The following is an 11,529-nucleotide window of genomic DNA, read 5'->3' on the forward strand; positions in this document are numbered from 1 at the left end:
AGTGTCAAGAAGTTCAAAGAAGATAAAAGTTGCGGAAAGCGTGTTGCTGGCTCCCGGCAGGTCCAATTCTAATATGAGAATGGTTTTCATTAATAAATACGGGGCAGGACGGACGCCGCACGCAGGGTGCGGGGCGGGCCTGGGACGGGAGAAACTGGAATCATGAGCAGCAAAGAATTGGTCGCCGGCCGGCGCGGTCCGGGTTCGCGCACGCAGTTGGCGGCGGCCCTGTGCGCCGCGGGTTTTGGCGTGGCGCAGCCCGCCTGGGCGCAAAGCGCGGACAGCGCCAAGACGCTGGACACCGTGGTGGTGACGGCCTCGGGCTATGAGCAGCAGATCCAGGATGCGCCGGCGTCGATCAGCGTGATCACCCGCGAGGACCTGGACAAGAAGTTCTACCGCGACATCAACGACGCACTGGTGGATGTGCCGGGCGTGATCGTCACCGGCGGCGGCGACCGCCAGGACATCAGCCTGCGCGGCATGGGCCCCAAGTACACGCTGATCCTGATCGACGGCAAGCGCCAGAATTCACGCGAAACCCGCACCAACTCGGATTCCACGGGCGTGGAAGGCGGCTGGACCCCGCCGCTTTCCGCCATCGAGCGCATCGAGGTGGTGCGCGGCCCCATGTCCTCGCTGTATGGCTCGGACGCCATGGGCGGGGTGATCAACATCATCACGCGCAAGGTGCCCTCGGAGTGGGGCGGCGAGATCCGCCTGGACACGACGATCCAGGAAAGCAACAAGTCGGGCGACATCTACCAGGGCAATTTCTACCTGTCCGGCCCGATCAAGACGGACCTGCTGGGCCTGCAGATCTACGGCCAGGCTACGCAGCGCGACGAAGACGACATCGTCGACGGTTTCCGCAAGCGCAACTCGGAAAGCGTCACGGCCAAATTGGCGCTGACGCCCAACCGCGACCACGACATCGTGCTGGAAGCGACCACCATGCGCCAGAAGCTGCACGAAACGCTGGGCAAGACGGTCGAGCCGCTGCCGCCCGGCCAGGCTTGCGGGCGCAATGGCTGCCCGGCCTCGTCCGATACCGATTACCGCAGCAACAAGTGGGCGCTGTCGCATACCGGACGCTGGGGCTGGGGCGTGTCGGACAGCTACGTGCAGCAGGAAGAGTTCGACAACCGCTCGCGCCAGATGAAGATCAAGAACCTGGACATCCAGACGAGCTGGACCATGCCCCTGGGTTCGCACATGCTGACGCTAGGCGGCAGCTACCTGAGCCAGCGCCTGAACGATCAGACCGGCAACCAGTTGGCCAACGGCCCCAGCAAGGTGGACCGCTACCAATGGGCCTTGTTCGCCGAGGACGAATGGCGCCTGACCGAGAGCTTCGCCGTCACCGCGGGCCTGCGCATGGACGAAGACGAGAACTTCGGCACGCACTTCAGTCCGCGCCTGTACGGCGTCTGGCACATGGCCGACCGCTGGACCCTGAAGGGCGGCGTGTCCACCGGATTCCGCGCGCCCGACCTGCGCCAGACGGTGGCGGGCTGGGGCCAGGTCAGCCGCGGCGGCAACATGTACGGCAACCCGGACCTGACGCCCGAGAAATCGGTGACCGAGGAAATCGGCATCCTGTATGACGACGGCGAGGGCTTCAACGCCGGCCTGACGATCTTCAACAACGACTTCAAGGACAAGATCACCCGCGTCGCTTGCCCCTTGACCCAGTGCACGGACGGCCCGAACCAGTTCGGTTCGGACCCGACCACCTACATGAACGTGGACAAGGCCAATTCGCGCGGCGTGGAAGCCAACCTGAAGCTGCCGCTGTCGCGCGACTGGTCTCTGACCAGCAGCTACACGTTCACCAAGTCGGAGCAGAAGTCCGGCCAATACAAGGGCCAGCCGCTCAACCAGCTGCCCAAGCACCTGTTTACCACCACGGTGAACTGGCAGGCCTCGGACGCGCTGCAGGCCTGGGCGCGGCTGAACTACCGCGGCAAGGAAAGCCAGCCCATCACCGGCCCGTCGTCCTCGTCGGTGGTCGCGCCTTCCTACACCTTCGTGGACCTGGGCGGCTCGTACCAAGTGAACAAGACGGTGGCGGTGTATGCCGGCATCTACAACCTGTTCGACAAGCAGGTCACGTACGACGACTACGGCTACGTCGAGGACGGCCGCCGCTACTGGCTGGGCGTGGGCGTCAAATTCTGAGTTTGAAAGGGCGCCTGGCGCCCGCAACATGAAGAGGTACGCATGAAGAAGCAAATGCAAGCAGGCCGCGTCCGGCGTTGGGCGGTCCAGGCCGGGGCCGCGCTGGTCCTGGGCGCCGCCACGGCCGTGTGCGCCGCGCAGGCGACGGTGGCGGTGAAGCACGCGCGCGGCGAAACCGCCGTGCCGGCCAACCCGGCGAAGACGGTGGTGATGGACCTGGCCGTGCTGGACACGCTGCATGCGCTGGACGTGAACGTGGCGGGCGTGCCGACGGTCGCCAAGTGGCCGCCGCAGCTGAGCCAGTATGCCGATCAGCGCTATCTGAAGGTGGGTTCGATGTTCGAGCCCAACTATGAAGTGATCCACGCCGCCGCGCCGCAGCTCATCTTCGTGGCGGGCCGCTCCGCGCCCAAGTACGACGAACTGGCCAAGCTGGCGCCCACCGTGGACCTGACGGTGAACGCCCGGGACCTGGTCGGCAGCGTGACGCGCAATACCGAAACGCTGGCCGCCATCTACGGCAAGCAGGATGTCGCCAAGACCAAGCTGGACGCCTTGCGCGCCTCCATCGCGGGCCTGAACAAGCAGGCGGCAAGCGCCGGCACCGCACTGATCGTGCTGACTACCGGCGGCAAGATGAGCGCCTACGGGCCGGGCTCGCGCTTTGGCGTGATCCACGACGCGTTCGGCATCAAGCCGGCGACCACGGGGCTGAGCGTATCGAATCACGGCCAGGCGATCTCGTTCGAGTTCATCGCCCAGACCGACCCTGACTGGCTGTTCGTGATCGACCGCGACGCCGCCATCGGCCGCGAAGGCGTGTCGGCCCAGCGCATGCTGGACAACGAACTGGTGCGTCCGACCAAGGCCTGGAAGAACAAGCGCGTGGTCTACCTGAACGGCTACAACTGGTATCTGCTGGGCAGCGCGGGCCTGACCTCCATGCAGCAGAACGTGGATGAGATCGCTGGCGCGCTGGCGGCGGGCAAGTAAAGCCTGATGTGTGAGCGGCGGGGGTATCGCGGGTGAGTTGGCGGCAGTCGATAGGCGGTTGGGGCGGGCTGGCGGTGGCAGTGGGCTTGCTGCTGGCCCTGTGCGCGGCCAGCGTCAGCCTGGGCGCGGGCCAGCTCAGCCTGTCCGCGTTGTGGGGCGCGGGCGAGGACGCGGAGCGCGCCTGGCGCCTGCTGATGGTCAGCCGGATCCCCCGCACGCTGGCCTTGCTGCTGGCGGGCATGTCGCTGGCGGTGGCGGGGCTCATCATGCAGATGCTGGTGCGCAACCGCTACGTGGAGCCCACCACCGCAGGCACCGTGGAGTCCGCCACCCTGGGCATACTCGTCGTCACGCTGCTGGCGCCGGACACGCCCGTGATCGGCAAGATGTTGACGGCCACGGGCTTTGCGCTGGCGGGTACCTTGCTGTTCCTGGCGCTGCTCAAGCGCGTGCCGCTGCGCACGCCCTTCATCGTGCCGTTGATCGGCCTGATCCTGGGCGGCGTGATCCACGCCGCCACCACCTTCGTTGCCTACCGCTACGACCTGCTGCAGTCGCTGCACGCCTGGACCACGGGCGACTTTTCGGGCGTGCTGCGCGGACGCTATGAACTGCTGTGGATAGGCTTCGGCCTGGCCTGCGCGGCCTATGCGGCGGCTGATCGTTACACCGTGGCCGGCATGGGCCGGGAGTTTGCCGCCAACCTGGGCCTGAACCACGCGCGGCTGACGCTGGCCGGGCTGCTGATCGTGTCGGCGATATCGGCCGTGGTGGTCGTGACCGCGGGCGGCATTCCCTTCCTGGGCCTGATCGTGCCCAATGCCGTCAGCCTGGTGCTGGGCGACAACATGCGCCGCTCCATCCCCTGGGTGGCGGTGCTGGGCGGCGTGTTCGTGCTGGCCTGCGACGTCATCGGCCGGCTGGTGATCCATCCCTACGAGATTCCGATCGGCACGGTGGTCGGCGTGCTGGGCAGCATCCTGTTCCTGTGGCTGCTGCGCACGCGGAGGAACCTGCGTGGCTGAACTCGCAATTTCCGTCCCGGCGCCGGCCCGCGCGCCGCAAGCCTGGCGTCTGTGGCTGTTGGGCGCCATTGCGCTGGCCTGCGCCATCGCCTTCATGACGCTGGGCGCCAACGGCCAGTGGTCTTTCGTGATTCCGTTCCGCGGCGCCAAGCTGGCGGCGATGCTGCTGGTGGCCTATGCCGTGGCGGTGTCGTCGGTGCTGTTCCAGACGATCACCCACAACCGCATCCTGACGCCGGCCATCATGGGCTTTGACGCCCTGTACCTGCTGATCCAGGCAGTGGTGGTGTTCGGCTTCGGCCAGGCGGCCACGGCCGCCAGCCATCCGGTGGCCGCATTCCTGCTGGAGGTCGGCGCCATGACGGCGTTCGCCTGCCTGCTGTTCCGCTGGCTGTTTTCGGATGCGGTGCGCAGCCTGCACCTGATGATGCTGGTGGGCATCATCTTCGGCCTGCTGTTCCGCAGCCTGTCCAACTTCGTGGTGCGGTTGATCGACCCCAATGAATTCCTGGTGCTGCAGGACCGCATGTTCGCCAGCTTCAACACCGTGCGCGTGGGCCTGCTGCCGATCGCGCTGGCCGCGGTGTGCGCGGCGTCCCTGCTGGTGTGGCGCATGCGCCGCCGCTACGACGTGCTGGCGCTGGGCCGCGACATCGCGGTGAACCTGGGCGTGGACTATCGCCGCACGCTGATGCTGACGCTGGCCGCCATCGCGGTGCTGGTGTCGGTATCGACGGCGCTGGTCGGCCCGGTGACGTTCTTCGGCCTGCTGGTCAGCAACCTGGCCTATCAGGCCATGGGGTCCGACCGGCACCGCCACACCGTTCCGGCGGCGGTGCTGCTGAGCGTGATCTTCCTGGTGGGCGGCCAGACGCTGCTTGAGCGCGTGCTGGGCCTGAATACCACCGTCAGCGTGGTGATCGAATTCCTGGGCGGGCTGATGTTCCTCGTCCTGATCCTGCGCAGGGGGCGCCGATGATAGAGATCCAGCAAGTCAGCAAGCAGTACGGCGACAACGTGGTGGTCGACGAGGTCAGCCTGTCGCTGCCGGCGGGCGGCGTCACGGCCATCATCGGCCCCAACGGCGCGGGCAAGTCCACGCTGCTGTCCATGGTCAGCCGCCTGCTGCCCATGTCCGCGGGCCGGGTGCTGGTCGAGGGCCTGGACGTGACCCGGGCGGACAGCCGGGAACTGGCGCGCCGCCTGGCCATCCTGCGGCAGGACAATCATCTGCCGTTGCGGCTGACGGCGAGGGACCTGGTCGCGTTCGGCCGTTATCCGCACACGGGCGGCCGTCTGACGCTTGAAGACAAGGATCACATCGACCGCGCCATCGCCTATCTGAATCTGGAGGCGTTGGCCGACCGGTATCTGGACGAGATGTCGGGCGGGCAGCGCCAGCGCGCCTTCGTGGCGATGGTGTTGTGCCAGGACACGCGCTACGTGCTGCTGGACGAGCCCCTGAACAGCCTGGACATGAAGCACGCCGTCGCCATGATGGGCACCTTGCGCCGCGCGGCCGACGAACTGGGCAAGACGGTGGTGCTGGTGCTGCACGACATCAATTTCGCGTCCACCTATGCGGACCGCATCGTGGCGATGCGGGCAGGGCGCATCGCGCGCCAGGGACCTCCGGCCGAACTGGTCCGGCCGGAGGTCCTGAGCGAGCTGTACGAGCTGCCGATCGAGGTGCACGAGATCGGCGGCCGGCGCATCTGCGTCTACTACCGCCAGCCTTAGCGGCTGAGGTCCACCGCGTAGCGCGACAACTGGGTTGCCGGGTCAGGCGTGGCGTCGTGCACCGTGACGTTGTCCACGCCGTGCGCCGCGGCCATGGCCAGCGTGCCCGGCACCGACGCGAACACCACCGGGCCCGCCAGGGCGCCCACCCGCGCGAAGCGCCAACTGCGGTCCAGGCCATAGGTTGCCAGGTCCAGGTCCGGGTGCTTCTTGATGTAGCCGATCAGCACGTCGCGGCTGGCGTCCGGGGCTTGCAGCACGATGTCGCCCTTGCCGCCGGCCAGGCCGGGAAAGTCGCCGCCGCCGCTGGCGCGGTAGTTGTTCGTGACCACCAGGAATTGCGCCGCCGGATTCAGCGGCGCGCCCTGATACGTCAGCTGTGTGATGCGCGAGCCCTTGGGGCGGGTCACGTCGATCTCGTACCGCAGCGCGTTGCCCGCCGCATAGAGCACGTCGAAGTTGAAGGTCGGAAAGCCCGTGTCGATCAGATCCTGCGGTGCGACCTGGCCCGGATCGATCTGCCGGAACTGCTCGGCGGTCTTCTCCAGCCATTGCCGCACGATGTCGCCGCTGACCCGCACCACTTGCAGCGTGTTGGGGTACAGGTACAGATCGGCCGCGTTGTTGATGGCGATGTTGCCTTGCTTCACATAGGTGAAGTCGCCCGGACCGTTGCGTCCGCCCTTGAAGGGCGCCGCCGCCGACAGGATGGGCAGGGCGGCATACGACGGCTTGTTCTTGGCGATGTAGTCCGCCAGATAATCGATCTGCGCCATGTTCACGATCTGCAGCGCCGACACGTCGCCCGCCAGCGCGTAGTAGGTCGCCATGTCGAAGCGGCTCTGGCCGATGGGCGTCTTGACGTAGGCGATGGTGGCGGCGTGTTCGGCCTGCACCAGTTGCTGCGCGGCGGCGTCGGATTCGACGTAGGTCGCGGGCGTGGCGCCGCTCTGCGCGGTCAGGCGCGTGGAGATGCGCTGCACGCGGGTGGCGTCCTTCCGTACCTGCCAGCCTTTGTCATAGGCAAGCTTGAGCGTGATCTGGCCGAGGTTGTTGCCCCATTGGCCGGCCTGCACGGCGGGTACGCCGTTGATCAGCCCCTTCTCCAGCTCTATACCGGGCTGGCCCGCGAATTGCGACTTGGCGTTGGTGTCGGGGAACAGCAGGTGCTGGTGGCCGGTGATCAACGCGTCGATGCCGGGCACCTGGCTCAGGTAGCCGGCGCCGTTTTCCATGGCCGGGCTGTAGGCAGTGAGCATGTCGATGCCGCCATGCGCCAGCGCCACCACCAGGTCCGCGCCGGCGGCGCGCATTTCCGGCACGTAGCGCTGCGCCGATTCCTTCCAGCCCGCGACTTCCACATGGCCTTCCAGATTGGCCTTGTCCCATTGCAGGATGGGCGGGGGCGCAAAGCCGATCACGCCCACTTTCAGCGCGACGTCGATCTGCTTGCCATTCGGATCCGTGGCCTTGAAGGTCTTGTCCAACACGACCCAGGGTTTGAAGATGGGCTGCTTGCTGGCGGCCGATACCACGTTGGCGGATACGAAGGGGAAGCCCGGCGCCGCGCAGTCCTTGGCCCCGGCGGGGTTGGTCTGCGCCGTGCCCTTGGCGATGCCGGCCAGGCCGAAGTTCGTGTCGGTGATCTGCGACAGGAAGGGCAGGCCGTAGTTGAATTCGTGGTTGCCCAGCGTGGCCGCGTCATAGGCCAGCAGTTTCATCTGCTTGTAGATCGCCAGCATGTCGCTGCATTGCACCGGCTTCACCAGCGCCTGGTAATCGGACAAGGCCGTGCCCTGGATGGTGTCGCCGTTGTCGAACAGCAGGGTGTTGGCGTTCTGCTTGCGGGCGTTGGCGATCAGCGTGGCCGTGCGGTCCACGCCGTAGCTCTTGTCCTCGGCCAGCTTGTAATAGTCGTAGCCCAGCACATTGGCGTGCAGGTCGGTGGTGCCCAGGATGGCCACGTCCAAGGTGGAACCCTGGGGCACGCTGGCCTGCGGCGGCGCCGGCGGCGCGTCATCGTCGTCGTCATCGCCGCCACAGGCGGCCAGGCCTGCCAGCAGCGCGGCGCTGGCGGACATTGCAAGGATCTTTCCTAGATTCGGCTTCACCGTCTTTCCTCCGGGTTTGAAGGAAAGGAATTTTGGGGACAGCGTGTGACCCGGCCGTGACATGGGTGGAGGCTGGCGCGGCCAGAGTTCGCGCACGGGTGGCATACACCTACTGACAAGAAACTGAATTGGACGGTTGTCTCATTTATCGTGGCCGGCCGGCAACGAAATGATAAAACGATTGCGACCTATTCTTATTGACAGGAGAATCGCCGATCGTTCCATTTCAAACTACTTTAGAAAGACGCAGCACGGCCATGCACGCTCCTCGTTCGATTTCCGCAGCATTGCTCGCCCTGGCGCCCCTTGCCAGCCCGGCGCCGGCGCAAGCCCAGACCAGCACTCCCACCTTGCCCGCCGTGAGCGTATACGGCAACGACGCAGCGTCGCAGAGCTACAACCCGCCTGATTCGTCCAGCGCCACCAAGATCGACGTTCCCTTGCGCGATATTCCGCAAACCGTCAACGTCGTGCCCGCGGAAGTCATGCGCGACCAGCATGCCAATTCGATGCAGGACGCGCTGAAGAACGTGCCGGGCGTGAGCTTCTCCACGGGTGACGGGCAGCGCGACCAGGTGTCGATTCGGGGCTTTACGGCCATCGCCGACCAGTTCGTCGACGGTTTCCGCGACGACGCGCTGTATTTCCGCGACCTGTCCAACGTTGAACGCATCGACGTCATCAAGGGGCCGGCCGCGGTGCTGTACGGCCGCGGATCGTCGGGTGGTCTGATCAATCGCATCACCAAGAAGCCCGGCGAGGACATCACGCAGGTGGGCTTGAGCTACGGTTCCTGGAACGACCGGCGTTTGGATCTGGACCTGGGCCGCTCGACCGAAAGCGGCAGCATGGCGTGGCGCCTGACCGGCGCGGTGGAGAAGGGCGACAGCTATCGCGACAAGCAGTTCCTGGACCGCAAGGCAATTGCGCCGTCCGCCCAGTTCCGCCTGGGCGAAGGCACGACCCTGCTGCTGCAAACCGAATTCCTTGAAGACCGCCGCGTCACGGATTTCGGCATCCCCGCCTATCACGGCCGGCCGGTGGACGTGGATCCTTCCACCTACTACGGCGCCGAAAACGCGCGTGACGCGGACTATTCACAGGCGCGCGTGCAGTCCTATGCGGCCACGCTGAACCATCGTTTCAATGAGAACTGGTCGCTGCGCAACGCCACGCGCTACTACCACTACACCCTGGATCGCAACAACACCTTGCCGGGCATCGTGAACGAGGCCGCGCGGACCGTGACCTTGAACCGCTCGAATGTGCTGCGCGAAGAGCACGGCTGGACCAACCAGACCGAACTGACGCAGCGCGCGCAGTGGGGCGCGGTGCGCCACGAGATCCTGTACGGCGTGGAGGTCGGGCAGCAGAACAAAGACCTGGTGAACTACTCGGCCAACAATGTGGCCACCGTCGATCTGTTCAATCCGGTGCTGCCGACCTTGCCCTTGCAGGTCGCCGGCCGGCCAGGCACGGATAACCTGGGCCGTTTCAACACCCTGGGCCTGTACGTGCAGGACATGGTGTCGCTGGGCGAACACTGGAAGGTGCTGGGCGGTGTGCGCCATGACCGCTTCGAGCAGAAGACCGAAGACCGCCGCAACGGCACCAACCTGGCCCGCACCGATTCGAACTGGAGTCCGCGCCTGGGCCTGGTGTTCCAGCCGGACGCGGTGCAGTCATACTACATTTCGTGGAGCCAGTCGTACCAGCCGTCCGGCGAAGCATTCTCGCTGGCCGCCAACAATGCCGATCTGGCGCCCGAGAAAACCACCAACTACGAAATCGGCGCCAAATACGATTTCCTGGATGGCAAACTGTCGACCACTGTGTCCGTCTTCCGCCTGGAACGCACGGACATCAAGGTCAACAATCCGATCACCAACACGCTGGTGCCGGTCGGCACGCAGCGCACCGACGGCGCGGAATGGACCTTGCAGGGGGACTTGAGCAACGGTTGGCGCGCAATGTTGGGCTACGCCTACCTGGACGCTCGCATCACCGAATCCATCGCGCGCGAGAGCGGCAAGAACGTGGAAGGCAAGCGCGCCACGCTGACGCCGCGGCATGCCGGCAATGTCTGGATCACCAAGGATCTGGGTGAAGGCTTTGGCGTGGGCGCCGGCCTGAACCTGGTGGGCGCGCGCTTTGCCAACCCGGGCAATACCGTCAGGCTGCCGGGCTACGTGACGGCCGACGCTGCCGCGTGGTGGCGCAAGGGGCCGTACTCGGTGCAGCTGAACGTGTACAACCTGTTCGATGCCGGCTACATCGTGTCGGCCCACGGCAGCAGCCCCAACCTGAACATGCCGGGCGCGCCGCGCAATGCGATGCTGAGCCTGCAGTACCGCATGTAGGCCCTAGCGCAACGGCGATTCCCGGGTCAGGCTGTCGGCGTCCAGCGTCGCCAGCGCATCCAGGAAGCGCCATGCGAAAGATCCGGGCCCGTCCGCCTGTACGCCGGCGCGCTGGCCCGCGATGGCGAAACACGACAGGGCGGCGACTGCCGCCGAGTACGGATCATCCCTGGACACCGCCGCGCAGGCGCCGACCAGCGCCGTCAGCGCGCAGCCGGTGGCCGTGACGCGCGGCATCAAGGGTGAGCCGCCCACGATGCGGACGGCGCGCGTGCCGTCCGTGACGTAGTCGGTTTCACCGGTCACCGCCACCACCGTCGCGCGGCTGGCGGCGATGGCATGCGCGGACTGTTCGGCCTGCGAGACGGCGTCGCGCGCGTCCACGCCCTTGCTCGCGCTTTGGCCGCCAGCCAGCGCGATGATCTCCGAGGCGTTGCCGCGGATGATGGCGGGGCCCAGGTCCAGCAGGCGTCGCACCGCGTCGCGGCGAAAGGCGGTGGCGTGGTGCGCCACCGGATCGAGCACCCAGGGTATGCCGGCCTCGTTGGCCGACGCGGCGGTCAGCAGCATGCTGTCCAGCCAGGGCGACGACAGGGTGCCGATGTTGATCACGACCGCGCCGCAGACGCGCGCGAACTCGGGCGCTTCTTCCTGCGCATGCACCATGGCGGGCGAGGCGCCCATGGCCAGCAGCACGTTGGCCGCGGTATTCATGGAAACGAAATTGGTCAGGCACTGCACCAGCGGCGCATCGCGGCGCAGGGCGGCGATCAGGTCGCGCGAAATGAGCGCCTGGGCGGAAAGGTCGGGAAGGAATTGCATGCCGTGGGGCCTCGCTCTGGGGATCCAGGCGGGCGGAAGGCCGGGCGGGCGGCTCAATGGAACTCGGCGCGCTAGCGGTTCGGCACCGTCCCTACGCCAGCATTGCCTGGATCAGGTTCAACGGGTTGCCGCGCTGCATGGGCGTGTCGCCCGCGCCAGCGGCGTCTCGGCCTCTTGTCGAAGCGCCCCGGGTGGATTTACACATGTTCGGGCGGGCCGCTAGGCTTGTCAAGCAGTGGCGGCGGGGGTGGCTCGGTTTGACCGGTGCTTATGGCCTATTGCAGGAGGAATGGCTCC

Annotated in this window: 8 protein-coding genes and 1 riboswitch; of the genes, 6 read left to right on the forward strand and 2 right to left on the reverse strand. The window is 66.4% G+C overall.

The window, feature by feature from the left end:
* Positions 1–162 precede the first annotated feature (162 nt).
* From FOC84_RS25935 to FOC84_RS25955, 5 genes are read left to right on the forward strand one after another with little or no spacing between them, the layout of a single operon-like run.
* Complete coding sequence (locus FOC84_RS25935) at positions 163–2,181, forward strand: ligand-gated channel protein (protein ID WP_173147279.1); 2,019 nt, start codon at positions 163–165, stop codon at positions 2,179–2,181.
* Between the two features lie 42 nt (positions 2,182–2,223).
* Positions 2,224–3,174 (forward strand): siderophore ABC transporter substrate-binding protein, encoded by a 951-nt coding sequence (locus tag FOC84_RS25940; protein ID WP_173147281.1) that lies wholly within the window; start codon positions 2,224–2,226, stop codon positions 3,172–3,174.
* Between the two features lie 32 nt (positions 3,175–3,206).
* A complete protein-coding gene (locus FOC84_RS25945; RefSeq protein WP_173147283.1) occupies positions 3,207–4,199 on the forward strand; it encodes an ABC transporter permease in 993 nt (330 codons plus the stop codon).
* Positions 4,192–5,178, forward strand: coding sequence for an iron chelate uptake ABC transporter family permease subunit (locus FOC84_RS25950; RefSeq protein WP_173147285.1), 987 nt, complete (start codon positions 4,192–4,194; stop codon positions 5,176–5,178). The genes FOC84_RS25945 and FOC84_RS25950 overlap by 8 nt, the downstream gene beginning before the upstream one ends.
* Positions 5,175–5,939: an iron ABC transporter ATP-binding protein gene (locus FOC84_RS25955; RefSeq protein ID WP_173147287.1), complete on the forward strand. Its 765-nt coding sequence runs from the start codon at positions 5,175–5,177 to the stop codon at positions 5,937–5,939. Before FOC84_RS25950 ends, FOC84_RS25955 begins: the two co-directional genes overlap by 4 nt.
* Here the strand turns inward: FOC84_RS25955 and FOC84_RS25960 are convergent.
* Positions 5,936–8,020: a 5'-nucleotidase C-terminal domain-containing protein gene (locus FOC84_RS25960; RefSeq protein ID WP_173147289.1), complete on the reverse strand. Its 2,085-nt coding sequence runs from the start codon at positions 8,018–8,020 to the stop codon at positions 5,936–5,938. The genes FOC84_RS25955 and FOC84_RS25960 overlap by 4 nt on opposite strands.
* Before the next feature lie 287 nt (positions 8,021–8,307).
* Here FOC84_RS25960 and FOC84_RS25965 point away from each other — a divergent pair, with 287 nt between their 5' ends.
* Complete coding sequence (locus FOC84_RS25965) at positions 8,308–10,410, forward strand: TonB-dependent receptor (RefSeq protein ID WP_173147291.1); 2,103 nt, start codon at positions 8,308–8,310, stop codon at positions 10,408–10,410.
* A gap of 3 nt (positions 10,411–10,413) precedes the next feature.
* Here the strand turns inward: FOC84_RS25965 and thiM are convergent, their stop codons facing one another.
* The gene (gene thiM / locus FOC84_RS25970) at positions 10,414–11,232 is read right to left on the reverse strand and encodes a hydroxyethylthiazole kinase (protein ID WP_173147293.1); all 819 of its coding nucleotides are present in this window, start codon (positions 11,230–11,232) and stop codon (positions 10,414–10,416) included.
* Between the two features lie 70 nt (positions 11,233–11,302).
* Positions 11,303–11,432, reverse strand: a riboswitch (TPP riboswitch).
* Positions 11,433–11,529: the final 97 nt, after the last annotated feature.

This window comes from Achromobacter pestifer (assembly GCF_013267355.1).
Taxonomy (GTDB): Bacteria; Pseudomonadota; Gammaproteobacteria; order Burkholderiales; family Burkholderiaceae_B; genus Achromobacter; species Achromobacter pestifer_A.